The sequence below is a fragment of the Levilactobacillus fuyuanensis genome, from assembly GCF_003946395.1.
GTDB lineage: Bacteria > Bacillota > Bacilli > Lactobacillales > Lactobacillaceae > Levilactobacillus > Levilactobacillus fuyuanensis.
This window is the reverse complement of sequence record NZ_RHNZ01000005.1, coordinates 31,562-57,000: the sequence shown is the minus strand read 5'-3', so window position 1 is coordinate 57,000 and position 25,439 is coordinate 31,562. Positions and strand designations below refer to the sequence as shown.

23 protein-coding genes are annotated in these 25,439 nt (G+C 47.9%); 13 read left to right on the top strand and 10 right to left on the bottom strand.

Going from position 1 to position 25,439, the window contains the following annotated elements; genetic code table 11:
• Nucleotides 1-73: 73 nt before the first annotated feature.
• Complete coding sequence (locus EKM73_RS03275) at nt 74-964, top strand: RluA family pseudouridine synthase (RefSeq protein WP_125700564.1); 891 nt, start codon at nt 74-76, stop codon at nt 962-964.
• 1,317 nt (nt 965-2,281) lie between these two features.
• On the opposite strand, the gene EKM73_RS03270 is transcribed toward EKM73_RS03275, so the two are convergent.
• From EKM73_RS03270 to EKM73_RS03255, 4 genes are all read right to left on the bottom strand, one after another.
• Nucleotides 2,282-3,607, bottom strand: coding sequence for a signal transduction protein (locus tag EKM73_RS03270; protein ID WP_125700563.1), 1,326 nt, complete (start codon nt 3,605-3,607; stop codon nt 2,282-2,284).
• Nucleotides 3,608-3,611: 4 nt separating this feature from the next.
• Entirely contained in the window at nt 3,612-4,943 is a 1,332-nt protein-coding gene (locus EKM73_RS03265; protein WP_125700562.1) for a GHKL domain-containing protein, read from the bottom strand.
• A gap of 15 nt (nt 4,944-4,958) precedes the next feature.
• A complete protein-coding gene (locus EKM73_RS03260) occupies nt 4,959-5,732 on the bottom strand; it encodes a response regulator transcription factor (protein WP_225421261.1) in 774 nt (257 codons plus the stop codon).
• Nucleotides 5,733-6,275: 543 nt separating this feature from the next.
• A complete protein-coding gene (locus EKM73_RS03255) occupies nt 6,276-6,695 on the bottom strand; it encodes a hypothetical protein (protein WP_125700561.1) in 420 nt (139 codons plus the stop codon).
• Nucleotides 6,696-6,770: 75 nt separating this feature from the next.
• Here EKM73_RS03255 and greA point away from each other — a divergent pair, with 75 nt between their 5' ends.
• Nucleotides 6,771-7,250 (top strand): transcription elongation factor GreA, encoded by a 480-nt coding sequence (gene greA, locus EKM73_RS03250; RefSeq protein ID WP_125700560.1) that lies wholly within the window; start codon nt 6,771-6,773, stop codon nt 7,248-7,250.
• Nucleotides 7,251-7,343: 93 nt separating this feature from the next.
• Here the strand turns inward: greA and EKM73_RS03245 are convergent, their stop codons facing one another.
• Complete coding sequence (locus EKM73_RS03245) at nt 7,344-7,934, bottom strand: TetR/AcrR family transcriptional regulator (protein WP_125700559.1); 591 nt, start codon at nt 7,932-7,934, stop codon at nt 7,344-7,346.
• A gap of 93 nt (nt 7,935-8,027) precedes the next feature.
• Here EKM73_RS03245 and EKM73_RS03240 point away from each other — a divergent pair, with 93 nt between their 5' ends.
• From EKM73_RS03240 to EKM73_RS03210, 7 genes are all read left to right on the top strand, one after another.
• Nucleotides 8,028-9,410, top strand: a complete 1,383-nt coding sequence (locus tag EKM73_RS03240) for an MDR family MFS transporter (protein WP_125700558.1) — start codon at nt 8,028-8,030, stop codon at nt 9,408-9,410.
• 436 nt (nt 9,411-9,846) lie between these two features.
• Nucleotides 9,847-11,043, top strand: coding sequence for an ABC transporter substrate-binding protein (locus tag EKM73_RS03235; RefSeq protein ID WP_125700557.1), 1,197 nt, complete (start codon nt 9,847-9,849; stop codon nt 11,041-11,043).
• A 23-nt stretch (nt 11,044-11,066) separates the two neighbouring features.
• Nucleotides 11,067-11,945 (top strand): branched-chain amino acid ABC transporter permease, encoded by an 879-nt coding sequence (locus EKM73_RS03230; protein WP_125700556.1) that lies wholly within the window; start codon nt 11,067-11,069, stop codon nt 11,943-11,945.
• Nucleotides 11,946-11,955: 10 nt separating this feature from the next.
• The gene (locus EKM73_RS03225; RefSeq protein WP_125700555.1) at nt 11,956-12,915 is read left to right on the top strand and encodes a branched-chain amino acid ABC transporter permease; all 960 of its coding nucleotides are present in this window, start codon (nt 11,956-11,958) and stop codon (nt 12,913-12,915) included.
• Nucleotides 12,908-13,690 (top strand): ABC transporter ATP-binding protein, encoded by a 783-nt coding sequence (locus EKM73_RS03220; protein WP_125700554.1) that lies wholly within the window; start codon nt 12,908-12,910, stop codon nt 13,688-13,690. The genes EKM73_RS03225 and EKM73_RS03220 overlap by 8 nt, the downstream gene beginning before the upstream one ends.
• On the top strand, nt 13,690-14,394 hold the full coding sequence (locus EKM73_RS03215) for an ABC transporter ATP-binding protein (RefSeq protein ID WP_125700553.1): 705 nt from the start codon (nt 13,690-13,692) through the stop codon (nt 14,392-14,394). The genes EKM73_RS03220 and EKM73_RS03215 overlap by 1 nt, the downstream gene beginning before the upstream one ends.
• A gap of 2 nt (nt 14,395-14,396) precedes the next feature.
• On the top strand, nt 14,397-15,020 hold the full coding sequence (locus EKM73_RS03210) for a CBS domain-containing protein (RefSeq protein ID WP_125700552.1): 624 nt from the start codon (nt 14,397-14,399) through the stop codon (nt 15,018-15,020).
• A 275-nt stretch (nt 15,021-15,295) separates the two neighbouring features.
• Here EKM73_RS03210 and EKM73_RS03205 read toward each other — a convergent pair whose 3' ends face one another.
• Together EKM73_RS03205 and EKM73_RS03200 are read right to left on the bottom strand one after the other, a co-directional pair.
• On the bottom strand, nt 15,296-17,680 hold the full coding sequence (locus EKM73_RS03205; RefSeq protein ID WP_125700551.1) for a phosphoketolase family protein: 2,385 nt from the start codon (nt 17,678-17,680) through the stop codon (nt 15,296-15,298).
• A gap of 361 nt (nt 17,681-18,041) precedes the next feature.
• Nucleotides 18,042-18,767: a GntR family transcriptional regulator gene (locus EKM73_RS03200; RefSeq protein ID WP_020089496.1), complete on the bottom strand. Its 726-nt coding sequence runs from the start codon at nt 18,765-18,767 to the stop codon at nt 18,042-18,044.
• A gap of 152 nt (nt 18,768-18,919) precedes the next feature.
• Here EKM73_RS03200 and ybaK point away from each other — a divergent pair, with 152 nt between their 5' ends.
• The 3 genes from ybaK (at nt 18,920) to EKM73_RS03185 (ending at nt 20,653) form a co-directional block, all read left to right on the top strand.
• Nucleotides 18,920-19,423, top strand: a complete 504-nt coding sequence (gene ybaK, locus EKM73_RS03195) for a Cys-tRNA(Pro) deacylase (RefSeq protein ID WP_125700550.1) — start codon at nt 18,920-18,922, stop codon at nt 19,421-19,423.
• Nucleotides 19,424-19,426: 3 nt separating this feature from the next.
• Nucleotides 19,427-20,230 carry a hypothetical protein gene (locus EKM73_RS03190; protein WP_125700549.1) on the top strand — a complete coding sequence of 268 codons (804 nt, stop codon included), beginning with the start codon at nt 19,427-19,429 and terminating at the stop codon, nt 20,228-20,230.
• A gap of 207 nt (nt 20,231-20,437) precedes the next feature.
• The gene (locus tag EKM73_RS03185) at nt 20,438-20,653 is read left to right on the top strand and encodes a type II toxin-antitoxin system Phd/YefM family antitoxin (RefSeq protein ID WP_164508843.1); all 216 of its coding nucleotides are present in this window, start codon (nt 20,438-20,440) and stop codon (nt 20,651-20,653) included.
• Between the two features lie 29 nt (nt 20,654-20,682).
• On the opposite strand, the gene EKM73_RS03180 is transcribed toward EKM73_RS03185, so the two are convergent.
• Nucleotides 20,683-22,089, bottom strand: coding sequence for an MFS transporter (locus EKM73_RS03180; protein WP_125700547.1), 1,407 nt, complete (start codon nt 22,087-22,089; stop codon nt 20,683-20,685).
• 244 nt (nt 22,090-22,333) lie between these two features.
• Between EKM73_RS03180 and EKM73_RS03175 the strand changes: the two genes are divergently transcribed.
• Nucleotides 22,334-22,513, top strand: coding sequence for a hypothetical protein (locus EKM73_RS03175; protein ID WP_020089501.1), 180 nt, complete (start codon nt 22,334-22,336; stop codon nt 22,511-22,513).
• Between the two features lie 69 nt (nt 22,514-22,582).
• Here EKM73_RS03175 and EKM73_RS03170 read toward each other — a convergent pair whose 3' ends face one another.
• On the bottom strand, nt 22,583-23,833 hold the full coding sequence (locus EKM73_RS03170; protein ID WP_125700546.1) for a hypothetical protein: 1,251 nt from the start codon (nt 23,831-23,833) through the stop codon (nt 22,583-22,585).
• A gap of 136 nt (nt 23,834-23,969) precedes the next feature.
• The gene (uxaC, locus tag EKM73_RS03165; protein WP_125700545.1) at nt 23,970-25,433 is read right to left on the bottom strand and encodes a glucuronate isomerase; all 1,464 of its coding nucleotides are present in this window, start codon (nt 25,431-25,433) and stop codon (nt 23,970-23,972) included.
• Nucleotides 25,434-25,439 lie beyond the last annotated feature (6 nt).

Genomic DNA, 25,439 nt, shown 5'->3' with positions numbered 1-25,439 from the left:
TGCGGTGGGTCATTTTGTCTGGTCAGACTGCATTTTCAAGTCGACTGCCGACTTTTTTAGAAAGGAGCTTCCCATGGACTGGACTTACACCATCGCCATTCCCAATAGTCAGGCATCGCTGCCCCTGCGGCAACTCCTGAGTGCCTGGCTGATTCCCAAACACTTGATTCACGACTTGCGCATCAGCCAACGGGTGCTGGTGAACGGTGCCTACCGCTCGATGAATCAACTCGTCATAGCTGGAGACATCGTTCATCTAACCTTTCTGCCGGCCGACTTCGCTGAACCCTTTCCCAATGTGGACCCGGACAGCGCAGCAACGGTCGCAGTTCTTTATGAGACGGCCGACCTGCTCATCATCAACAAAACTCGCGGCAGTAAGACCCACCCCAACCAGCCCGGCGAGCGCGGAACCACCCTCAATCACGTAGCCGCTTACCTGGGCGACGACGAACCGGGGCCCTACATTCTGAGTCGGCTGGATCAGGAGACCACCGGTGCCCTGATGATGACGAAGACGCCCGCCGTGGTCCCCATCATGGTTCGCAACATTGCCGAGAAACGCGTGCAACGAACCTACCTGGCCTGGGTTCACGGCCAGCTCACGGGTAATGGCACCTTTACCGACCCCATCGGCCGTGATCCCCACGACAAACGTAAGCGTCAGGTGAACGGGCTGAATGCCCAATCCGCCGTGACCCACTATGAAGCCGTCGACCACCAGGCCAATGCAACGCTGGTCAAACTTTGGTTGGAAACGGGCCGGACGCACCAACTACGTGTGCACTTGGCGGCCGTGGGACATCCCTTGATTGGCGACCCGCTATACGCCCCCGCCAGTCAGGACCGCTTACGGCTTCACTGCTGGCGTTTAACCTTTCCACAGCCATTTACCGTAGATGGGCCTCTAACGACCGTGACGGCGCCCGTACCGGCTGATTTTGCCGTGTTCTCGGAGAAGTAATCCCCCGTGACACTAACAAACTCGTAAACGTCAATTTTTCCACGATGAGGACGTTTGTGGTTGTTAATCATTGAATCCAGCTATACTGTAGTCAGTTGATATGGCTAGGGGGGATTTGATGCGCTGGCAACAAAAACTAGCCCTAATCATTCTTGCGGGGATGTTGGCCATCTTATTGATTTGGGGATTAGTCAACTTAAGTTAGTATCGTTTGATAAAGTTTAACATCGCGTAACTCTGGATGCGGCCGGGGTTACGCGATGTTTTTTGTTGTCTAGGGCTGTGTAAGCTGGTTGCGGCTATTGGGAAATGTTTAAGATTTTATTGGATTTGGCGGATTTGTGCGACTCATTTTGGGATTTTTACATTAGTAGTAAGTGTAGGGATATCCTCCGTTAGCGGGAGTTGGTGCGTACAGCATGGATTGAAGACCTATTGACCAGTACTACTGAAATTACTGACTATTTCGGTTTAACTACTAGTGATCACTCTGGTTTGGAGCATTGAATTTGCTCTCGCCAAGATGTTCGAAAACTTGCGGCCTCCGAAACGTGTTCAGTCGGGCAGGTCCCTGCGCTTAACCCAGATAAGCACCGGCTCGGCTCCGCCAAGCGGGCACTTATCTACGTTAATGCTCAGGACCTACCGCCCGCCTTCACACTCTAGTTGAAACGAGTTCCGCAAGCCAGATTCTTCCGCTTAGCAAAATAAGGAACTCCTGTCCGGCATGAGTTGTTACTGGCTACTTCGGCTTAGAGAGTTAAACTCACTCTCGCCAGATTACTTGGGAAATATGCGACCTTTGAAACGAGTTACGCAAGGCAGGTTCTTCCGCTTAGAAATCTAAGTCCTCCTGTCCGGCAAAGCCGAACAGAAGACCTTAGCTCCCTAATGCTCAGAACCTAATCGCCTTGCTCCACTCTCTACACAAAAAAACCGGAGTAACCAACTCCGGTTCCCAGCATCATTGAGTTTTACAACATCCTCGAGGTGTAGTCAGGAAAACGCTGTTTACTCAGCTTAGCCATAATCTCAATATGTAGTTTATTGAGCAACCTGATTGAGCCAGTCTGGGTCACTAACTCAGTCTGCAAAGGTAACTCTAATCCTTACGATAAGAGCTACTTTCACAAAGTCGAGAACCCGTCAAACTGCCGGATTATTCGGAATTCTCTGAAAGATTGATTGGTATTACATGTCCCAGTATATCAGATGGCAGTAGAATTGCAAGCGTTTTCAGGAAGGGCCTTATTGCTAACATTACTTTTTAGTTAATTGTTTCATCAAACAAACTTTGTGAAACTTCCAATGGTTGAACTACCCTTTTGGTAACGCAATAATGAGCTGACCCCAGTGCAACTTGATTTTTAGCGTACTGGTCGCTGTTTGAGGTAACGAACGCTGGAGTTTGGAGAAATCTAGCATCCCCCGTTCAGCGACGACACGGTTCCTACCGTCGACCTTGGCGTCCAGTGGCACTGGAAAAGTCAGTGATAGGCGCAAGGACTGGGTAGTCTCCGCCAATTCCAGCGTGATCATTGATGGTGTGATATGGCTAATCGATGGAATAATTGGTGGTAACGTCTTGTCGATTGCCGCAGCCATTTCCTTGAGCGTTGCCACGGTAGCCGTCAACGGTTCTGGCACCTTCACAAAGAGCTGGACCCCCTGATCACGCGCCATCAGATAGTTGTGATAGAGGCCGTAACGGAGACTTGAACTGGGAATGTTGGACAAGTCGTCAATCGTCAATTCGGCCGCATTGCTAGTTTCCCAGCCGGAACGAATGTCGATGTAGAGTTGCCGAAAACCATCGTAATCCTTATCCTCCAGGTAACCGCCCAGTCCCAACAACATATTTTGATAGTCGTGACTGAATTTACGCACGGTGGCCAGCTGCCGATTGAGTTCGGTCGTATACTGCTCCCGAAAGGCCTGTTGTTGCGTCTGAAGTTGCGTGTGTTCCTCTTGTAAATGGGTCTGCATCAGCATGTATGTGCTCAGCGTTAACCCAATGAGTAGCGTTCCAGAAATTCCTGCCAAAAAAATCAGGTAGTGATCGGAATCCGCTAAACTCTGTAGTGAATATTCGAAGAGAATGTATATCAGCCCCAAGACCGCCATGAAGATGAGAAAGAGGTACTCCGTAGTCCGCCCCAGCATGGACTGAATCAAATTTTCCATCGGCGCCCGCGTGAACCAGATACCCATCGCAATCATCGCAAAAATCACACTATCGATAGTCAGCTCAGTAAGGGTTCCCCAAACACTAGCCGCAAACCGGACACTGGTCAACCGAATCGTCCCAGCAATAACCAGCATATCCACGAATTCCGTCAGCAGATAGGCGAGAATCGACACGTCTATGAAGGCCGGTAAGAACTGCCAGTTATTTTGAACTGCCAGCAGTCCAACCTCTAGGACCAGGAGCACGATAATTGGCAACATGCCGAGAAGCTTACTGGTCGCCGTGAAGGGATTCAACAGATCCAGCGCCATGAAGCCCAACCCAGCCAACGCACAGTAAAGTAAGAACTTGTTCTTCACGTGCAAGCCTGGAAACCAGTAATATTGAAAGTAGACAAACCAAAAGACCAACGAAAAATCCGCCAAACCAAAACTAACCGCATTTACCGTAATCACATGCTCACCTCCCCGGCTTCGTCAGAATCACTGTGAAATACAAGCGACCGCGCTTAATCGCAATCTGTAGTGCGGCGTTCTCTGTATGGTCAACGATTTCGTGGACCGTACTCAATCCAAGACCATGGCTACCGCCTTTAGTGGTGTAACCCGCCCGCATGAATTGATTGATCTGTGGCGGATTCTCTCGTGAAACGGGATTGGCAACGGCCAATTCGACGGCATCGGGATAGTCTAGAATGGCGCAGTAGATTGTGGAATTATCCCCAACGGCCGGCGCTTCAATCGCATTGTCCAACAGAATTCCCATGATACGCAGAAGCTCCATGCTATTCATGGGTAACGTCTTGACCGGCGTGGGAATTTCCAATCGTATATCACGATCTTTATTTTGGGCCGCCAATAATTTCTGAAACAAGAGACTCTTTAACGGTGGATCGTTTAACTGCTGCAGCCCATCGGCTTCAATACCAACCAGGTGGTGGGTCGCCGACCAGCGGGAACTCAGCGTTTCGTAATAGATCGCCAAGCCCTCATAGTCTTCAGCGTCTAGATAATCGCCGAGTCGCAGCATCTGCTTTTGATAGTTTTGTTTAAATTGGCGAATGGCCCGCACTTGATCGGACATGCGTCGATCATAGCGCGTTCTGATTAGGCTCTCTTGATAATTGGCGCGGACCCGCTGCCGGTGAAAGAAACTTTGGAAAAAGGCAAATAAGCTGACCGTAATCAACAAGATCATCACCAATTCAATACTCAGGGAAAAGGTCAACATGGCGTGCGTGATCTGCAGGTGGTGAATAATCAGTGAAGACATTTCCGCTAGAACGGCGAGGCTTCCCAATAGCGCCATGACGGTCCACTGTTCCTTGCGGCTGAATTCCAACGCGTCTAAATTTCCGGGTTGCACCCGCATCCCAGAAACGCCGACCGAGATTAAGATGTAAATAAAGAACTGAAAAATTAACCGGGCCGTCAACCCGGAAACGCTGTTGGTAAAGGTCAACCCCCACAGCTCAATAAAAACCTGACGACAGACATCGTTGATCAACACCACCACGAGAAAAATCACGATGGTGGCGTTGACGAAGATCAATGTTGATTTCCGTCGGTGATGAATCAGATACGTTAATGCACTGATCGGTGGAATCAGGAGGGCCCACGATTCCCCGATAAAGGCTGGAATCAGACCCCAACCGATCCACTTGAGTGGTAATTTCCAGTTCTGCGGCCGAATGACCCCGACCCACAGCGTGATGAACCACTGCATGGTCACGGCCAAGGCTAGGTTTACCCAGAAATGTCGACCAAAGATTTGAAGTAAGTCCACCATCATTTTTTGTGCACCCTCTTAGGACTTTAAATGTTTTTGAACCAAGGTTTTGACCTCATGAAAACGACGAGTAGCAACATCGGTGGTGTCTCCATTTGGGAAAACTAACCGCCGCGTCGATTCATCAATGCCACTAACATTATCTAGATTAACGAGAAAGCTCTTATCCGTTCGATACAGTTCCGGATATTGATCGGCGATATCCTTCAAAAATCCCGGAAACTCAACCAGCTGACTGGCCGCATGCACCGTAACCTTGTGAGGCGTTTCCGCGGTCGCCACAAAATAAACGTCGCCCATGGGCAGGCTGAAGGTGCGACCGCCAATATTATAGCTAAATAAATTTTCAGTATTCCCTAAGTAATCGGTATAGCGTTGATACCCGTAGTCAACATTCTCCCGTAATTTCTGATCGATCTGTGCGCGGCCCAGGTCCTTAACCACGAAGTCCATCGGCTCCACTTTCCGTTCGAAGGTCAGTAATGCCATTTCGGAGTGGGTCGTGACGAAGACGATCTCCGCAAACCCGAGTTGCCGACGAATGGCAATGGCCGTTTCTAGTCCCGTCGTGTCCTCGGCTGGGAATTCAATGTCGAGAAAGAACAGGGCATACTCCGGTGGATTGTCCGCCAAGTCCTTTAATAATGCCTGTGGACTGGGCGTAGCCAATCGAATTTCCATATCATAATCATTGATCATGATGTAGCGCTTCACCACGTCCGTATAGTGCGCCAATTGTTCCTGATTATCTTCACAAAGATACACGGCTAACACCGAATCACGTCCTCTCATTAATTTTCCCGTAATTAAAAAAATGTTACTGTCACAACTCAATTATACCGTAACCCTATCACTCATTAATGTACCTTGATTTCCGGACGGTTGCAATCGTTTTTGTCCATAAAAAAAGAACCATCCCCTCAGATGATTCTCCTTTAATTGGATTATTTAATTACCGGTGCTGGCTAAATTAGCACTCCCCCAAGTTCTAATTAAGTCGTGAAAGCCTTAGGTATTCCGAAATAACCCGTTTCGTGCGCTTACTCTTCAGCCGATCGCTGAAATTCTTGCTACTAGTCGTCCTAAAGTTTCCGACCAATTCTATTCTGCCAAGCTGACCTCTTGATTAGATAATCTCGGGGTACGAATCCGGTTAAGGTCTCCCCCAAAGTGTGACCTTAACTACGCATACTTTAATTAGTTGATTCGCAACATCAGTCCTGTGAAAACTGACCCCTTCCAACTGTTATAACTTTAACATGATTTCGGTTTATCAGGCGTTAAGTCGCAAAAACGTCAATATTTGCACGTTAAAGCAGTAAAAATCAGCACAATTTAATTGTGTCGTAGCGAATAAGTGACGAATCCGCCTAAGATTAGGGGCCCAACGAAGACCAGAACAATGTCGATCAAACCGCGCCAGTACCACTTTAGCGGCGCTTTGGGCGCAGCCTCAAGCCGTGGCTCGCGCTTAGGTTGCTGCATTTGCTCGTACACGGACGCCGTCTGGTCAGCCGCCCGGCGTTTCCGTTTCCGCCGAATCGTGGGTGCCTTGACGTCACGCTTGTCTTCTAGGATCACCCATTTGGCGAACGGGAAGCACAGCCAACTGAATAGAAAATACCAGTCAGCACCGGTCATGCCAAGTAGTAAACGCCATTGTGTGTAATTTAAGTGACCGAACGTGGCGATGACTAGGGCAAAGACTAAGCCAATGCCCGCCTGCCGTAACCAGTACCGTACGGATAATTTCATGGGGAGAACTCCTTTTCTTTTTCGCAAAAATTGGTAAAATTGGGGGTAAATTCTAAGGGAACGAGGTGTTAAACCATGGCAGGAGATTTTAATCCCATCACGGCAGCGGGTTATCACGATTTACAAGCAAAGATTGCCGTGTTGGAGGCTGACCGACCGGAGAAAATCGCAATTCTCGCGGAAGCCCGGGCCCACGGAGACCTTTCGGAAAACGCCGAATACTCGGCGGCCAAACGGGATCTGCGTCACTTGGAGAGCCAATTGCGCTTCTTCAATAAACAGTTGCAGTACGCCAAAGTTGTGGAACCCAGCAAGGACGACAAAGTTGAATTGGGAAAATGGGTCACCGTCAAGTTCATGGATGATGACGATCAGGTGAGCTACCAGCTGGTCGGAACCCAAGAAGCCGACCTGGATGCCGGCAAAATCACGCAGGTCTCGCCATTAGGTAAGGCCTTATTGGGACATCGCCCCGGCGAGACCGTCACCATTCAGGCGCCCAACACCAGCTACCAGGTGCAACTCATTGCCGTTACCCGCCACCAGCCCGAATAATATTAATCACATTATACCATTTAAAAAATGACTGCTTGGAATCGTCCAAAACGATTCTCAGCAGTCTTTTGGTGTGGTCAAAAATATTCGCGGTTATTCCCCCGCTGATTGGAACACGGGGAGTAAAATATCATCCACCATCTCATTACGCGCCGTCTGACTCAACTCTTGGCGGCTCACAACTTCATTGATGAGGAGAATTCCGACCAAATTAATGACCCGATCCGGCCAATCCGTCCGGGTAATCTCGCCCCGTTCAGCCGCACGGTCAAGCATCGGCTGCATGATGCCGCGGATAGCCGCGTTGCCATTGGCTCGAGACATCAGCTTATCCAGCTCCAAATGTTGAAGGCGTTCCGCCAGTAGTCCTCGGAAGGTCTCACCCTTTAATTTCTCGAGAAAGTCCGCAATTTGCCCCATGAGATCCAAGAGGTCCGTTCGCAGGGTACCGGTGTCCGGGACCACGTAGCCCGTAAAGTTATCATACTTACTCAAGGCAGCCAACACCAAATGCGCCTTATCTGGCCAGCGACGATACAGGACAGTCTTGGTCGTTGCTGCCGCCCGCGCTACGCCCTCAATGGTTAGCGCCCGATAGCCCTTAGCCTGTAGCTGTTCCCACGTCGCTGCAAGGATCGCATCCACCAAATCCTGCCCTCGACGCCGGGTCTTTTTTTCTGCCATTACCGTCAATCTCCTTGTTTTTTGCTGTGAGTGGGTGTAGTATTCTTGACTATAAGATACGGCCGTATCTAATTATAGAATTCAGGTGATTCCATGTCCACTCAAAAATCAACGCAAAACGTTATTCAAATCGCGCTGTTCCTGGTCGTCGGAGCCATTGCGCCCCTACTAGACACCACTATGACCAACGTTGCCTTAGATACCATTATGAAGTCCTTGGGGGTTTCCGTCAACGCCGTTCAGTGGGTCACGACAAGTTACGTCTTAGCCTTAGGAATCGCCGTACCAGTTGCCGGTTGGGCCAGCAACTGGTTCGATGGCAAATACCTCTATCTAGGGGCACTGGTCATCTTTCTTATCGGTTCAGTGCTGTCTGGCTGGGCATCAACGTTGCCCCTGCTAGTCATCGGTCGGATCGTCCAAGGGGCCGCCGCCGGTGTGATTATTCCATTGATTACGACCCTAGTCGTCCAAGTCGCCGGTAGCGGTGGCCTGGGAAAGTTAATGGCTGTCGTTGGCATGCCCGCCGTCCTCATCCCTATCTTGGGCCCAACCATTGGCGGTTACTTGATTCAAGCACTCAACTGGCACTGGATCTTCTTCATCAATATCCCGCTAGTTCTGATTGCTTTAGTATTATTGACCTGGAAAATGCCCGCCTTTCCGGCACCCAAGCGGGGCAAACGACTCGACTTTCCCAGCCTGGCACTACTCGCCGGCCTCTTCATCTTTGCCATCATCGGCATCACGCGTTTCAGTACCGGAGACGGTCTGACCTCGACCAAGGTATTGATGCCGTTGATTGTGGCGCTCACCTGCCTCGTAGTCTACGTGCTCTACGCCACCTACCGACCAACTAAGGCCCTGGTTAGCCTTCAATTATTCAAATCACCAACGTTTGACGCCTCGGTCATCATCCTGATGCTCTCTGGAATCGCGGTCAATGGTGCGATGTTCTTACTCCCCCTCTACCTGCAAAATAGTCGCGGATTGAGTGTGGTCTGGTCGGGAACCTATCTCATCGCTCAGGGAGTTGGCCTATTGGTCTCTCGAAGTCAAATTGGCAAGCTGACTGATAGCATCGGCGCCCGGTGGGTGGTTCTCGGTTCCATTGCGATTGCCGTGGTTGGGACACTACCATTCGTCTACTTCACGGCCACGACTAACGTATGGTGGATTTTAATTGCCCTCTTCGTGCGGGGCATTGGCCAGGGTGGTCTGACGATTCCAGTGATGGCCGACAGTTACACGGGCGTTCCCAAGCCCTTGATTGCCGAAGCCACAACGGCCACGCGCATGCTGCAAAACATTGGTGGGGCCATGGGAACCGCCGTGCTCGCCACGATTATTCAACACGAAGCTCCACATGTGGGGATGAACGCCGCTTATCAAACCGCCTTCATGTGGTCTGTCGGCTTCATCGTGGCCACTGCTATTCCGGCTTGGTTCCTGAGTCACGGAAAAGTTAGACATTAATCTCAAAATTCAATGACGTGCTAATGCCTGATATGACGGCACCTACAGAATACCGTTAAATATTAAATTAAAATTAGGCTTGACATCTCATCTAATTTTAATTATTGTAAGACACATCAACTAAACCAAAACAAAACTTTTTTGAAAGCGAGGGATTTTCATGATGACAATGCAAACAAAACAACCAACCAAAATGATGAAGACCCTCGCTATTCAAAATGCAGCCTTATTATTAACGAAGAAGGACCCGGTTACTTGACCTTGAGCTAATACTCAAAATTCAAGTTCTGAGCCCTTCTTTCCCGTGTGGTAATGAGGGCTCGGTACACGTGTAAGACCTCATTCACCCAGTGGATGAGGTCTTTTTGTTAGTCCGAAGGAGGATCGTTAGCCAGCTTGCACCATCAAAACACAATTTAGAAAGTGGGAATTACATATGATCAAATGGCAGAAAAACATGGTAAAAATCGGGGCCCTCGCAACAATCGTTCTGGCCCTCGCAGGTTGTAGCACCGCCAAATCTAACGGTAGTGGGCAAGGCAACAATCCCGGTAAAACGATCAAAATCGGAGTCAACATGGAACTTTCCGGCTCAGCCGCTGGCTATGGTCAACAACAGAAACAAGGGATTCAATTAGCCGTCAATAAGATCAACAAAACCGGTGGTATCAAGGTCGGTAACACCAAAAAGAAGATTCAATTGGTGGTGCGTGACAACAAGACGTCCAACACCACCGCCGCATCGGTCGCCGCCCAACTGGTTAATAATGACAAGGTCGTCGCCGTGGTTGGCCCAGCAGCAACCAACGCCGGCACTGCATCGATTCCCAACATGACCAAGGCGCAGGTCCCATCCGTTAGTCCCTCCGCAACCGATCCCGGTTATACGTTGCAGAAGAACGGGGATGTTCAGAAATACATTTTCCGGGCTTGCTTCCAGAACAACTTCCAAGGTTCATCCGCAGCGAAATTCATGACCAGCAATTTGAAAGCTAAGAATGTCGCCATTCTGACGGATAACTCTAGCGACTATGGTACCGGACTGACCAAGGCATTCAAGAAGACTTACACCGGCAAAGTCGTCAGCAGTCAGACCTTCCAAGAGGGCGATAAAGATTTCAACGCCATCCTGACGTCACTGAAGCACAAGAAGATCGATGCCATTTACGCGCCCGGTTACTACTCAGAATTGGGATTGATCATCAAACAAGCTCGCCAAGCCGGTATCAATGTTCCAATCGTTGGGAGTGACGGCATGGCCGATGCCAAGTTGGCCAAGATTGCTGGGAATTCAAATACCAACAACGTTTACTACACCACGCCATTTTCAACGAAGTCCGGCGAGACCAACACCCTTGCGGCAGCCTTCTTGAAGACGTATCAGGCTAAGTACCACACCACAGCCCCAACTTTCTCCGCACTCGCTTACGACTCCGTCTACATGATCAAGTCCGCGATTGAAAGTGAAAAGTCCGCCAACTCCGTGAAAATCACCGCTGGTTTGGCTAAGATCACCGATTTCAAGGGTGTCACGGGAACCATCACCATGAATAAGAACCACAATCCCGAAAAATCAATGACTATCGAAAAGTTGACCGACGGGGCGGTTTCACAGGCATACACCATTAAATAACCAACTAGATACGGAGGGATTCCATGCAGACATTCGGACAACAATTGATCAACGGCCTCTCACTCGGCAGTATTTATGCCCTGCTGGCATTGGGTTACACCATGGTTTACGGCATCATCAAGTTGATCAATTTCGCTCACGGTGACATCTATATGCTGGGTGCCTTCTGGGGCTACTACGTCATCAATCAGTTACACTTTAATTTCATTTGGGCCATGCTTTCCGCCATGGTCTTCTGCGCCCTACTCGGCGTCATCATTGAATACTTCGCCTATCGGCCACTCCGTCACTCTCCCCGGATTACCGCGCTAATTACAGCAATTGGGGTTTCCTTCCTGTTGGAGAATGGCATGACCTATCTGTTTACGGCCAACACCCGAAGCTTTCCACAGGTCATCAAAACCGTGACTTATCACCTTGGCGGCCTGCGCATCTCCAACATCCAGCTTCTGATTCTGGGTACCGCCTGCCTCTTGATGTTACTTCTCGAGCTAATCATCAAACGCACCAAGATGGGCCGCGCCATGCGGGCGGTATCGGTCGATCCTGAAGCCGCGCAATTGGTTGGGATCAACATCAATCACACGATTTCCTTTACGTTTGCCCTGGGATCCGCGATGGCGGGTGCCGCCGGCGTTCTGATCGGGCTGTACTACAATTCCATTGACCCATTGATGGGGATGACCCCCGGCATCAAAGCTTTCGTCGCCGCCGTCATCGGTGGTATCGGTTCGGTGCCCGGCGCGTCAGTCGGTGGCTTCCTAATTGGTCTGCTAGAGACCGGCGTTCAAGCCATTGGCCTATCAGCCTACAAGGACGCCGTGGTCTACTTCGTCCTGATTGTCATTCTACTGGTCTTGCCAGCCGGAATTTTCGGGAAAAAGACGAAAGAGAAAGTGTAGGTGTACCATCATGAAAGCAAATTTCAAATACAATATTTCCTGGCTAGCAGTCATGGTTATCGGGTTTGTGGCGATTGATGCCTGCGAATTTCTCGGGATCATCAACACCTTTATCGAAAACATGCTGGTCACCATCGGTATCAATATTATTCTAGCAACTGGCTTAAATTTAATTATTGGTTTCTCTGGACAATTTTCACTCGGTCACGCTGGTTTTATGGCGATTGGGGCATACGCGACCGGAATCATGACCCAAACTATCGCCACACCCTTGGGCTTCTACCTCTCAATGGTCATCGGTATCGTCATCGCTATGATTGCCGCCCTAATCGTGGGGATTCCTACGCTACGACTTCGTGGTGACTACTTAGCAATTGCGACCATGGGGGCTGCCGAAATCATTCGCATCCTAATCAACAACTTAAAAATCACAAATGGTGCGGCAGGACTCTTTAACATCCCCCCACTAGTGACCTGGGCAACCGTCTACGTTCTGATGTGTCTCACCACGATTGTGACGGTCAACTTCATCCACAGCCGCAATGGCCGCGCCATCATGTCAGTCCGTGAAGATGAGATTGCCGCCGAAGCCATGGGCATCAATCCCACGCGCTGGAAGCTAGCCGCCTTCGTCTTTGGAGCCGCCACCGCCGCTATCGGTGGCTCGCTCCACGCCGCCTACATCCAAACGATTGCCCCTGGTGATTTCAACATCATGGCCTCCATCGCCATCCTGATTATCGTGGTCCTCGGCGGTGTCGGTAGCATCACGGGAACCTTCGTTGCCGCCATTGTTCTCGGGGCCCTCGATACCATTCTGCAGAACTTTGGCACGCTACGAATGATCATCTATTCGTTGGCCTTAATTCTGATTATGATTTTCAAACCATCGGGTCTCTTAGGTAACTGGGAACTGTCCTTCAAGCATCTCGGCATCCATCAACGAAAGGAGCAATCCATTCATGAGTAGTCCCTTACTAACCGCACAACAAATCGTGAAGAACTTTGGCGGTCTGACTGCCGTTGCCAATGTCTCGGTCCACTTCGACCAAAACGAACTCATCGGTCTGATTGGCCCCAATGGCGCGGGAAAAACGACCCTGTTTAATCTGCTCACCGGTGTTACCCCCGTGACCTCCGGCGCCATCAGCCTCTACACCGATCAGGGTGTTCAATCCTTAAACGGCAAGCGGCCCGCCGAAATTGCACAGGCCGGCCTCTCACGAACCTTTCAAAATATTCGTTTGTTCAAAGAACTCAGCGTCCTCGACAATGTGCGCATTGCCATGACCAATCACTACCAAGAAGGATTCCTCGCCAGTATCTTTCGCGTCCCCAAGTTCTATCGCACTGAAGCCGACATGACGCTTGCCGCACAGAAACTGCTTGCCATCTTTGACTTAACCAGCGTCGCCGACCAACCGGCAAAGAACCTGCCCTATGGGATCCAGCGGCGACTAGAAATCGTCCGTGCCCTGGCGACGAAACCCAAACTACTTTTCTTGGACGAACCGGCTGCCGGAATGAATCCAGAAGAAACCGCCGACTTGACGCGCTTGATTCGCCAGGTTCAGCGTGATTTTCACATCACGATCGTCCTGATCGAACACGATATGTCCCTGGTCATGAACGTCGTCGAACGCCTCTACGTATTGGAACACGGTGCACTATTGGCTGAGGGTACCCCCAACGAAATTCAACACAACCCCGCCGTTATTAAGGCCTACTTAGGAGATGAAGCTTAATGTTGTCAGTCAAAGATCTTGTTGTTAACTACGGCGCCATTCAGGCTATCAAAAAGGTGAGCTTCGAAATTCACACCGGCGAAATCGTGACCTTGATTGGTGCAAATGGTGCTGGCAAATCCACGATTCTCCATACCATTTCCGGCATCATGCGACCTGTCAGTGGTCAAGTCACTTACTTAGATCGTCAGATTCAAAAGGTTTCAGCGCCTAAGATCGTTCAAGCCGGCATTTCCCAGGTTCCCGAGGGTCGCCATATCTTCCCTGGACTCTCCGTACAGGAAAATCTACAGATGGGGGCCTTTCTCCGCAAAGACCGGCGCAACATCGCGCAAGCCTACGAAGACGTCTACAACTACTTTCCCGTTCTCAAGCAACGGCGCCACCAGGACGCAGCCACGCTATCCGGGGGAGAACAACAGATGTTGGCCATGGGCCGTGCCCTAATGGCCGCACCGAAACTGATGTTGCTCGATGAACCCTCGATGGGCTTAGCCCCCATCTTCATTAACGAAATTTTCGACATTATCCGAGCCATCAACGCTGCTGGAACCACGGTTCTATTGATCGAGCAAAATGCTAACAAAGCCCTTTCTATCGCTAATCGCGGTTACGTCCTCGCGTCCGGCGAAATCAAACTCAGTGGCACCGGTCAGGAATTGTTGGCCAATACGGCCGTACAAAAGGCCTACTTAGGAGGTTAACTATGAGTGTAGCAGATTACATGAGCACCAAATTAGTCGTCATTACGCCGCAAACCACGGTTAGTGTTGCAGTCGAATTGATGAAAACAAATGATATTCACCGGCTTCCCGTCCTCGATGGCAGCACCTTAGTCGGTATCGTGACCCAAGGTATTATCGCCCGCGCGCTACCGTCGCAAGCCACCAGCTTGTCGGTTTACGAAACCAATTATTTACTGGCTAAAACGACCGTCGCAAGTATCATGGAACGCCACGTTCAGACCATCCCCGCCACCGCCCAGCTGGAGGATACCATCTATCAAATGCGCCAACACAAAATTGGCGTGTTACCGGTAATACAAGCTGAACAAGTGGTGGGCATCATCACCAATAACGACATTCTCGACGCCTTTCTCAACATTTCAGGTTACGGTGAACCCGGCGTTGTTTGTCGGGTTAAGGTCGACCACGACCACACGGGGGTCATCTTCCGTATCGGCCAAGTCCTAGCCGAACACGATCTCAGTATTCAAACGTTAATGGTGGTTCGCGAACATCAGGAGCGTGTCATTGAGCTCCACATTGACAGTGACCAAGCAACGACCGTGAATCAGGTGTTAGCAACTGCCGGCTTCAACGTTATTTAGCAGTTTCACGCTTCCACTTTCTTTTGACCCATACTACAGGAAACGTCTACCGATTACCTTAGTTTTCCGAAAATCGTCAGAAGTATCGTACCTACCCCGTAAGTAGTCACTGGCCGCAACAACTATTTTAATAACAGTTTCCCACTAACTAAAGGGACCATTCCCCATCAGAAACGGTCCCTTTTCGTCACAAAAAGAACGCCAATCCAACTCTAATGAGTCAGATTGGCGCTCCATTTTAATTCGGATTAATCACCGATTAAAGTAATCTAGGACTACTTCAATGGCTTCCATTGCCAAGCGTTAACTTCTGGCAAGTCAGTCCCAACTTCACGGATGTAAGCATTGTGCTTAGCAACCATGTCGTCCATCCGTTGTGCGAAGTATGCGCCCTTAACAGCGTATGCATCGATGTCATCAACGGCTTCCTTAGCCAAGTGGTAACGGTCCAAGTGGTTCAGGACACGCATGTCAAATGGCGTGGTGATATCACCGTTTTCACGGTAACCATGAACGTGTAAGTTGTGGTTATGACGGTCGAAGAATAAGTCCTTAACTAAGCCTTCAAAGCCATGGAAGGCAAAGATAACAGGCTTGTCCGTCGTGAAGAGACGGTCAAATTCGTCATCGGAGATACCACGAGGGTCCAACTTAGGAGAACGCAACTTCAACAGGTCAACCACGTTGATGAAGCGAATCTTCATGTCTGGGAATTCGTCGTGCAATAATGAAATTGCGGCTAATGATTCCCAAGTTGGTTCAGTACCAGCGGCAGCGAAGACAACGTCAGGTTCTTGACCTTGGTCAGTAGATGCCCAGTCAACGTAGCCCAAACCATTGTGGACCAGGTTAGTGGCTTCATCAATGGAGAACCATTGTGGACGTGGGTGCTTAGACGTAACGATCAAGTTGATCTTTTCGCGACTCCGGAATGCAACGTCACCAACGGCTAACAAGGTGTTAGCATCGGCTGGCAAGTATTCACGGATGAACGCTGGCTTCTTTTCAGCCAAGTGGGTCAACATCCCAGGATCTTGGTGGGTGTAACCGTTATGGTCTTGCTGGAAGACAGTTGACGTGTCAACGAAGTTCAAGGATGGGTAATCATGACGCCATTCTTGTTCCGCAGCCTTACGCAACCACTTGAAGTGTTGGGTCAACATAGAATCCACGACCCGACCAAATGATTCGTAAGTTGCAAAGTAACCATGACGACCAGTCAGAACGTAACCTTCCAACCAACCTTCAGCTTGATGTTCTGAAAGTTGAGAATCGATGATCCGGCCTTCGTGAGCCATGTTTTCATCGTTAGGTTCTTTGATACCTTCCATCCATTGACGCTTACCATAATCCAAGGCAGCGTACAGACGGTTAGACTTCGTTTCGTCAGGACCAAAGCCACGGAATGTTTCTGGGTTCAACTTCATGACATCAGCCAAGTAATCGGACCATACTAACATATCTTGAGCAATCGTCTTGCCGTGTTCAGTCGTATCAACGGCGTACTTCTTGTAGTCAGGCAACTTCAATGGTTGTGGCTTGATCCCACCATTAGTGATAGGGTTCATAGCCATCCGTTGTTCACCCTTAGGTGCCATGTCACGGACTTCTTGCTTAACAGAACCATCTTCGTTGAATAATTCTTCTGGCTTGTAAGACTTCAACCAGTCGACCAACATGTCGGCGTGTTCCATGTCGCCAGCGGCAACAGGAATTGGCACTTGGTGAGCACGGAATGAGCCTTCAATAGGGTTACCATCCAAGTCAGCCTTTGGACCAGTCCAGCCCTTAGGTGAACGGAAGATGATCATTGGCCACTTAGGCAACGTTTCATCATTGTTTTCACGGGCATTCTTTTGAATAGCCTTGATCTTACCAATGACTTCGTCCATCGTCTTAGCCATGTCTTCGTGAACACGCATGAAGTCAGTGTCACCGACTTCAATTTCAACAAAGTGAGGATCCCAGCCCATACCTTCGAAGTACTTCGTTAAGTCTTCGTCGGACATCCGTGACAGGATAGTTGGGTTAGAAATCTTGAACCCGTTCATGTTGATGATTGGTAAAACAGCACCATCTTTGATTGGGTTAATAAATTTGTCAGAGAACCATGAAGCAGCCAGTGGGCCAGTTTCAGATTCCCCATCACCAATTTCAACAGCGGCAATAACGTCTGGATTATCTAAGATAGCACCAGTACCGTGTGAAAGGCTGTAACCAAGTTCCCCACCTTCGTGGATAGAACCTGGGGTTTCAGGTGCGGCATGGGATGCAACGCCACCTGGGAAGGAGAATTGCTTGAATAAGCGCTTCAAGCCTTCTTCATCTTGGGAGATGTTAGGATAAATTTCACTGTAGCTACCATCAAGATATGAGTTAGAAACCATAACTTGGCCACCGTGACCTGAACCTTCAATATAGAACATGTTCAAGTCATACTTCAGGATAGCCCGGTTTAAGTGGGCATAAATGAAGTTTTGAGAAACGATAGTTCCCCAGTGACCAATAGGCTTAATCTTAACATCGTCAGAGGTTAAGTCACGCTTCAATAATGGGTTGTCACGCAAGAATAACTGACCAACTGACAGGTAATTTGCTGCACGCCAGTACTTGTCAACGCCTTCCAAGTATGCCTTGGAGTCGAAGTCTGCATTTGCCATGTAATTAACACTCCTTCTTTGAATTCGTAACTGCACAATCTAGTTGATAGAAAATGTTGTAAAATTTATCTCGTAATGAATACCGGGATGATTTTTACAGTTCTATCATAACGTTTTTAATATAAAAGTCAACCTTTTTATAAATTGGACCGTATCAATTATTATAAAAATAGGACCTCATTATCAAACATTGATATAACAATAGTTAAAGCGCTTTAAATATCCGAATGTCAATCCTTGATTTGTGAATATCAGTGGTATAAATTATGACAACATAAGTAAATACAATGGCATTGTTCGGCTTTTCAGATTATGCGTTCAAAAAAAGATGACGCCCACGATGAGCGTCATCTAAAATTCTTTATTCTTCATCTAATGAAACAAAGGTGTTATAGTTCAAATACTGATAGTGTAATCGCATGTTAGAAACTTCAAACGGTGTCCCATCATCCAGGAAGAAGACCCCTTCCATAATACCAACGGGCTCAACAGGTTTCAGATGTAAGAGCTTCTGATCGTCTGCTGTCGAAGGCTGGGTACGAATGGACATGAAGGACTTGGTCACGACTTTACCCTGTGATTCCAAATAATTAAAAATGGAATCGGCAACGGTCTTCTGAGATAAGTTTGGTGCAATTTTGATGGGGATATAACCCGTTTCGATCATAAAGGGTTTGTCCTCAAACAATCGTAGCCGCTTAATCTCGTAAACAAAGTCGCCCTCAGCCAAGAAAAGATCCTGTTGGATTTCCTTGCTAGCTGGAATAACATCGAATTTGAGCAAACGAATACCCGGTGTCGTCCCTGCTGACTTCATACTGTCAGTAATTCCTAAATTTGAGCCCTCATATTGAAAAATTGATTGGTTTTTCATATATAATGGGTTAATGAAGGTTCCTGAACCACGCTTTTTAAAAATAATCCCCTGGTTGGCGAGCACACTGAGGGCCCGCTTAACTGAGCTACGACTTACCCCGTACGCTTCGCTCAAGCTCCGTTCATCAGGCAGCCGCTTATTGGGAAATTCATTTTGATGGATGCGTTGTTTTAAATCCCGCATTACCTGTCGATAAACTAAATCTGCCATGATATCTCCTCATAACTCTTCAACTTGACTTCTACTGTGATAGAGTATAACAGGTTTTGGCGGCGGTGTCTGCTTTTTATCAGGAAACAACCGTTCCATTTGTTTTTAAAGTGCGGTCCAATTATTAATTTTGATGGTGAAAGGTGAGTTAAATGGCTAAGAAAAAGAAAGGCAAACGGCTTCACAAAACCTTGGTTGAACAGATTTTAGATAAGAACAAGGTTGCCTATAAACAGTTTGAATTTGCAACTCACGTTCAGGGTGACGTTGCCCAAATGGACGTTGATCACGCAGATGTTGACGAACATCACATCTATAAAACGTTGGTGTTGAGCGGCCCGACGACCGGTCCAGTCGTTGGGGTTCTGCCCATCGACGAACACCTGAACGAGAAAAAATTGGCAAAAGCCTCTGGGAATAAAAAAGTTGATATGGTCCCACTCAAGAACTTAGTGAAGACCACGGGCTATGAACATGGCGCCAACACCCCCGTTGGTATCTGGGAGAAGAATCACTTTCCCATTTATTTTGACAACACTGCCAAGGAACAGGGAACAATTCTTGTTTCTTCCGGGCAAATTGGTCGCTCAGTTGAATTAGATGCTACGGATCTAGCTAACTTGGTCCACGGTACCTTCACCGACCTACTGGAGTAGACGATGAATACTAACCTCACCCTGATTTTTAAAAATCTCGGTATCGTGGGTTTGGACCTCTTGGTTATTCCCTTTATCTTTGTAACCCTGCTGACCTACCTGAATCGTGATACTAAAAAATACTTGGCAAATGGCCTTGGCTTAAACAGTGAGCTCTATTTGGGCTTTATTGGTATTTTTCTCCACGAGCTCAGTCACCTGCTGATGGCCATTCTCTTCGGTCATCGTATCGCGCGGGTCCGTCTGCTTAAACGGCCACACCCTGCTCGGATAGGTGCAGATGGGAAGCCAGACTTGACCCTAGGCTACGTCAATCACACCTGGAATCAACGCAATTGGTACCAGACGACTGGCAACCTATTTATTGGGGTAGCCCCAATATTTGGTTGCGCTCTGGTCCTGTTAGCACTAACAGCTCTTTTGATTCCCAGCCTATTCAATGGCATGCTGGCACTCGTTGCTGACCCGTTCAATCTTAATTGGACTGGTTTTGCCGCAGCTCTGGGCGGCGATAATTATCCCTGGATTCGCTGGAGCATTATGATTTTACTGTCTCTTAACGTCAGTATTGGTGGCTTTGATCTCAGTGCAGCCGACTTTGCTAATTCGCGAATTGGACTGATTGGCTTTATTATTGTGATCGTTGCTTTGACTGTGCTCCTAACCATGGGCAATATCGCTGCGGGCTACCTGCGTGTGATCACAGCGGCCGTAATTCTATTGGCCTTAATTTTAGGATATGCACTCTTGGTTTCTCTGTTGACGAACCTAGTCATCCGACTAGCCTTCCAAATCAAGGAACATTAGCTGGTTACACTTGTCAGCACTTAACTTTCCGTTGGGTGCTGGCTTTTTTATTGAAATATTTATTTAAATTGCCCCCGAGTCAGTGGACACCTGGAGGAAGACGCCATCAAAATTTTAATACGAACATTTGTTCTATCTATTTTTCATCAGACCTGCTATACTACGATTACTGCTTAAGTCATGCCACTTTCAGCCTGGAGGAATTCAATGAAAACTTACCCATTTACGCAACTCCACACCAATCCTAAACGCCTCTTCACGCAGGTCATTCAAACCAATCATACGCTGGAGATCACTGTTCATCCCCATCAGAGCGTCATCGTTCTCAGCAAGCAACGTTACGAGCAGTTGCTGGAGCTTAACTACCTCTGGTCTGCCGGAACGCTTGCGCCAATTATATCGCAACTGAATCATCCAAAATAAAAAGGCTTCGCCGACATCGACGAAACCCACTATTTATCAGTCTTTTGATAATGGAACACAATAAAGTAGAGACCAAAGTTGATGACACTTAACGTCAGAATTAGTCCAAACGCTAACCGACTCCCAATCGCGGTCTCCTGGGCATAGGACATCCCATGGATTTTGACCGAGGACATCAGTGCAGCCAGGATTGTCGTCCCGACCGACCCCGCGAACTGCTGTCCCGTATTATAGATGGCATTGGCATCGGCCCGCTGACTAAAGTCAACTTCCTTCAGCCCATTAGTCATGGTATTCCCAAACGCCATCGAACGACCGATACTGAAAACCACATACAGTGCGGCAATAATAATGACCGTCAACCGTTGCCCAATCACGGTGAAACACAGCGCCGCGACAAAGAACAAACTACTTCCTAACAGGATTGGCAATCGTGCACCATGTTCGTCCAGTAGATGACCGAACCACGGCTGTAGGAGTGCCGTTACCAGGCTCCCCGGGAACAACATCAGCCCACCGAATAGTGAACTTGCACCAACAACGATTTGCGCATAATTTGGCAAGGCAAAGTTGATTCCGATATTACAGAACTGCAGAATTACGTAAGCCACAAAGCTAAACGTGAAAACCGGATTTCGAAAGATCTCAAGTTTCAGTAACTGATTTTCACTGTGCTTAGATACCTGAATATAGCCAGTCAGCGTCAGTGCTGCCAGAATTAAGCCACCCAAGAACTGCCAGCTTAGCCACCCTGCCGTTGTCAAGCTGTTTAGTCCCATCGTAAAGCTCACAAATGATACCGCCAAAAGAGCAAATTGCCCCCAGACGAACGAAACCTTTTTAACCGGTGAGAATTGCTTCATCACACCAAAACCTAAAAGTAAAATAATTGCTTCTACTGGTAAGGTAGACCAAAAGATCAACCGCCAGTTGCCTAACGACGCCATGATTCCCCCAAAGGTTGGCCCACTAGCTGGGGCAATCATCAAAATCAGACCAGCCATCCCCATGTAAAAACCAAGACGAGAACGTGGCACACTTTCCAAGACAACATTAAACATCAATGGAATGGCAATACCAGCACAACCAGCCTGAACCAGCCGCCCAAATAATAACACTGGAAAAACCGGTGCCAGCGCACAGATCAAGTCACCCAGGATAAAAAGTGACGCTCCGGCCACAAAGAGTTTCCGGTTCGTAAACCGTTGCTTCAGGAAGGCTGACGTGATCATCAGCAATGCCACCGTCAATAGATATCCCGTCGTAATCCACTGAACAGTGCTTAAAGAAACATGCATCGTCTTCATTAATGTTGGAAAAGTAACATTCATGGAGGTCTCTACTAAAATTCCTAGGAAGGCCATCATGGCGACCGCGAAAATGGCAATTAAGTTCTGCCGTGAAATTTTATCCGGGTCATTTTGTACCTGTGTCATTTGAACATCTCACTTTCATAAAACTTTCTATGTTCTATCATACTCACTTTCAAAATTATTTTCATGGGTAAAATGCCATTAAATCGGTTACAGAGACCCTAAATACCAGCTATTTGACAAAAAAATAAAAAAGTTTTCAATGAAAACCATTACATTGAGTTTCACCCCTTGACTCTGCTTTCAGAAAATTATACTATGTTCACGTGAACAAAAGAGAAGAGAAAAAGAAAGAGGTACTTATATAATGCATGTATTCAATCGAGTTTTAGCTGTCGTCGCTGCTGTTGCCGTATTTGGTTCAGGCGTCTTCGCTACCCAAGCCATTGCTTCTACCACGTCAAACCCTGACGGTGTTGCAACGCACCAAACCTTAACGAGTGCTTACCAACAATTAATCCAAAAGCAAACTGAACCTCTTAAGTAGTTCGGTTTTACGAAAGAAGCTCCCCCGAAGTTTTCGGGAGAGCTTTTCTTTTACAATACCTTTTATAAATTATTCGATAACTGTGGCACCAATCGCAGCTTCAGCAATGAAGTCCTTGATGCGTGAAATCATATCATGAATGACGACCCGACCAACCTGAACCTCATCGGTCGTCCCAATCATGTTAAACCCAAGATTCAATTGCCCTTTGAATGTACTGCAAGCCACCTGGAACATTGGTGCATAACGGAAGGATCCCGTCATTAAGCAGTCCGTTACCGGCGCACCTTCAAAGACTAACCGTGAATCGTCAATGATGCCGAAGTTCGTGAAGGCAATTGCCCGGACGTGGTAATTGTCTTCCACAATTTGTTGCAGCTTCTCAATAGGCTCCGACTTGTACTGAGCCATCAGTGACCGTACTGAATCCAAGAATTGATCATGATCCTTTAGTCGCTGCATTTCAACGTGCATCTTGGCAATAGCTGTGGTAATTGGCTCGTCCTGTGGTGAGTGAATAGCTGGGTTAAACCGAGCTGTATGGTTAGCAATCCGCAACGCTGCATGTTCCTTACCAATCTTCTGCCGCATATCAGTTGGACACGGAATGGCTAACTCATCCCCATCGCGATCATAGGCTTGAACGGCTTTCCCAAAGGTTGTCAGACAAACATCATTGACCGTAACACCCTGACTGTGAGTTGCTTGAATCAATGTCTTTGTCAACTCTGGCGTTAACTGCCAACCGCTGACATTATGCCGCGGTTGTTCACCGGTTTCATTCGTTAACTGCGGTAAGGCCAACGGTTTGGCCGGATGATCCACGTCGCCATGCTTGGCTGCGGCCGGATGGGACTTTAACAAGTCTTCCAACCAATCCAACTTGACCACGTTCTCGACCCCTGTAATGGCCTCTGCACCACGATTGTAGCAATCACTGAGTAAGTAGAGGTACTGCTTAAACCCGCTACCATCGGTTAAAATATGGCTCATAGTGATAGTCACCTTATTGCCCCGACCATCGGCTTGAATATCAAACCGAATTTGCGCATTTTTCTCCCAATCTGGCGTTTCATCAACATCCGCATCAGCATCAACCGTTTTGACAACTTCACTGGCATCCTTAACCGCTGATTGCCAGCTGTTGTCTCGCATTTCATAGCGACAGAATAGTTCCGGCACAACTTTAGCAGTCAAGTTGACGGCCTTGATGAGCCGATCACTATCGATTGGCATTTCAAACTTCAACTGGCAACGAATCATTGGATAGAGTTGATCGAAACCAATCGTGTGTAGAATGTTTAACGGATTTTCATTCATATTCTCAGAGTCCTCTCGTAAAATCAGATGCTTAGTTTTATCTTAGGCGGTCATGATGCCTTACACAAGAAAATTTAGAAACAAAAAGCCCCGCAGGACTCCCAAACGGAAGTTCATGCGAGACTCTTTCATTCGCCTAGTTATTGACGGTTAACTTACCGAAAATCTCATCTGGCGTCTTGTCTGGGAAGAACTTGAAGAAGTTGTAAGCATTGTTGTAGCAAATATTTTGTACAACCTTACCCAACATTTCTTCGTCGTCTGGTACCCGACCTTGTTCTACCAAGTTCCCATAGAAGTTGCAGAGAACCCGACGGAAGTATTCATGACGTGGGTATGACAGGAAGCTCCGTGAGTCAGTCAGCATCCCAACAAAGTTAGGCAACAGACTTTCTTCAGCAAAGACCCGCAATTGTTCGTTCATACCTTCGGCAGTATCGTTGAACCACCAGCCGGCACCAAGTTGTAAGCGTTGTTTGCCACCCTCTTGGAAGGCACCCATCATCGTAGCTAATTGCATCCAGTCATTGTCATTCAAAGAGTAGAAGATCGTCTTTGGAATGTCATGAGTGATTTGCATCTTAGTGTAAAGTTTAGCAATTTGGTCAGCAATATCAGGTTGTGTCCCAACGGCATCATAACCGGTATCAGCACCTAACTTGTCGAACATTGGCCGGTTAAGGTCACGGATAGAGTTGATATGGAACTGCATCGTCCAATCAAATTCCTTGTTCAACTTCATTAAGTTTTCCAATAAGGCGGTCAAGTATTGGTCGACTTCCTTAGGTGACAATTCTTCGTTGTTAACACCTTTATCAAAGATAGCATTCAGCTCGCTGTCTGAAGCTTCAATGAAGTGGTAAGTCAACAGAGAATGGTCAGACAGGCGGCCACCCATTTCATTAAAGAATTCAAACCGTTGCTTAACAGCATCGATCATCGTCTTGAATGAAGTGATCTTGACACCAGAGATGTCACCCAATTCCTTTAGGTAGTCAGCGAAGCCATCACGATCAACTTGGATCAACTTGTCAGGCCGCATAGCTGGTAAGGTACGGAAGCCGTTTTCAGCTTCAGTTTCCTTCAACAGTTTGTGGTAGTGCAAGTCAGAAGCAGGGTCATCGGTGGTGCAAACAGCCTTAACGTTGGAGTTCTTGATTAAATTCCGTGGTTTGAAGGCATCAGTTTGGAGTTCAGCGTTAGCTTTCTTCCAAATATCTGGTGCGGTCTTCCGGCTTAATACTTCATCGATGTGGAAGAAACGCTTGAGTTCCAGGTGAGTCCATTCGTAGAGTGGGTTCCCCAAAGCACTTTCAATCGTTTCAGCCCAGGCCAAGAATTTCTGATATTCATCGCCGTCACCGGTGATTAATTCTTCAGGAACCCCGTTGGTCCGTTCTTGACGCCACTTGTAGTGATCGCCATAAACGCCTTCGTTTAACCAAATCCGCGTAATGTTAGGGTAGTTCTTGTTTTCATAAATTTCCTTTGGGTTCAAGTGACAATGGAAGTCAATGATTGGCATACCCTTGGCATAGTCATTGAAAAGTCTCTTGGCCATGTCGTTGCCGAGTAAGAAATTGTCGTCCAATAAAGCCATCAGGAT

Excerpts from the sequence above, each read along its gene's own strand:
- greA (WP_125700560.1), top strand. The coding sequence starts at position 6,771 with ATGGCAGGAGATTTTAATCCCATCACGGCAGCGGGTTATCACGATTTA.
- EKM73_RS03245 (WP_125700559.1), bottom strand. The coding sequence starts at position 7,934 with ATGGCAGAAAAAAAGACCCGGCGTCGAGGGCAGGATTTGGTGGATGCG.
- EKM73_RS03225 (WP_125700555.1), top strand. The coding sequence starts at position 11,956 with ATGAAAGCAAATTTCAAATACAATATTTCCTGGCTAGCAGTCATGGTT.
- EKM73_RS03210 (WP_125700552.1), top strand. The coding sequence starts at position 14,397 with ATGAGTGTAGCAGATTACATGAGCACCAAATTAGTCGTCATTACGCCG.
- EKM73_RS03240 (WP_125700558.1), top strand. The coding sequence starts at position 8,028 with ATGTCCACTCAAAAATCAACGCAAAACGTTATTCAAATCGCGCTGTTC.
- EKM73_RS03260 (WP_225421261.1), bottom strand. The coding sequence starts at position 5,732 with ATGAGAGGACGTGATTCGGTGTTAGCCGTGTATCTTTGTGAAGATAAT.
- EKM73_RS03235 (WP_125700557.1), top strand. The coding sequence starts at position 9,847 with ATGATCAAATGGCAGAAAAACATGGTAAAAATCGGGGCCCTCGCAACA.
- EKM73_RS03215 (WP_125700553.1), top strand. The coding sequence starts at position 13,690 with ATGTTGTCAGTCAAAGATCTTGTTGTTAACTACGGCGCCATTCAGGCT.
- EKM73_RS03180 (WP_125700547.1), bottom strand. The coding sequence starts at position 22,089 with ATGACACAGGTACAAAATGACCCGGATAAAATTTCACGGCAGAACTTA.
- EKM73_RS03185 (WP_164508843.1), top strand. The coding sequence starts at position 20,438 with ATGAAAACTTACCCATTTACGCAACTCCACACCAATCCTAAACGCCTC.
- EKM73_RS03255 (WP_125700561.1), bottom strand. The coding sequence starts at position 6,695 with ATGAAATTATCCGTACGGTACTGGTTACGGCAGGCGGGCATTGGCTTA.
- EKM73_RS03170 (WP_125700546.1), bottom strand. The coding sequence starts at position 23,833 with ATGAATGAAAATCCGTTAAACATTCTACACACGATTGGTTTCGATCAA.
- EKM73_RS03190 (WP_125700549.1), top strand. The coding sequence starts at position 19,427 with ATGAATACTAACCTCACCCTGATTTTTAAAAATCTCGGTATCGTGGGT.
- EKM73_RS03220 (WP_125700554.1), top strand. The coding sequence starts at position 12,908 with ATGAGTAGTCCCTTACTAACCGCACAACAAATCGTGAAGAACTTTGGC.
- EKM73_RS03275 (WP_125700564.1), top strand. The coding sequence starts at position 74 with ATGGACTGGACTTACACCATCGCCATTCCCAATAGTCAGGCATCGCTG.
- EKM73_RS03200 (WP_020089496.1), bottom strand. The coding sequence starts at position 18,767 with ATGGCAGATTTAGTTTATCGACAGGTAATGCGGGATTTAAAACAACGC.
- EKM73_RS03230 (WP_125700556.1), top strand. The coding sequence starts at position 11,067 with ATGCAGACATTCGGACAACAATTGATCAACGGCCTCTCACTCGGCAGT.
- EKM73_RS03205 (WP_125700551.1), bottom strand. The coding sequence starts at position 17,680 with ATGGCAAATGCAGACTTCGACTCCAAGGCATACTTGGAAGGCGTTGAC.
- ybaK (WP_125700550.1), top strand. The coding sequence starts at position 18,920 with ATGGCTAAGAAAAAGAAAGGCAAACGGCTTCACAAAACCTTGGTTGAA.
- EKM73_RS03175 (WP_020089501.1), top strand. The coding sequence starts at position 22,334 with ATGCATGTATTCAATCGAGTTTTAGCTGTCGTCGCTGCTGTTGCCGTA.
- uxaC (WP_125700545.1), bottom strand. The coding sequence starts at position 25,433 with ATGGCTTTATTGGACGACAATTTCTTACTCGGCAACGACATGGCCAAG.
- EKM73_RS03265 (WP_125700562.1), bottom strand. The coding sequence starts at position 4,943 with ATGATGGTGGACTTACTTCAAATCTTTGGTCGACATTTCTGGGTAAAC.